This is a genomic window from Bacillus cereus group sp. BfR-BA-01355, from assembly GCF_022663675.1.
GTDB lineage: Bacteria > Bacillota > Bacilli > Bacillales > Bacillaceae_G > Bacillus_A > Bacillus_A thuringiensis_S.
The window spans coordinates 1-201 of record NZ_JAKUFY010000547.1 but is presented as its reverse complement, the minus strand read 5'-3'; the positions used below and the strand labels follow the sequence as shown (position 1 = coordinate 201).

Below are 201 nucleotides of genomic sequence, written 5' to 3'. Positions count from 1 at the left end.
CTCAATACCTTCTCTGTCTCAGTTCTCGGTGCGATATATTCTTTATCACTCTTCATTTCAATTTCAGGCAATGCCCTCTTATCTAATTTTCCATTTTTCGTGACTGGTATCTCCGCAATTTGCATCATATACGCTGGTACCATATATTCTGGTAACTCCTTACGGATTACCTCTTTGAGATCATTCATACTGTATTCACTT

General features: G+C 37.8%; 1 protein-coding gene. It reads right to left on the bottom strand.

The window, feature by feature from the left end; translation table 11 throughout:
* On the bottom strand, positions 1-188 hold a 188-nt coding region (locus MR167_RS32870; protein ID WP_242316345.1), incomplete at its 3' end, for a hypothetical protein.
* Positions 189-201: the final 13 nt, after the last annotated feature.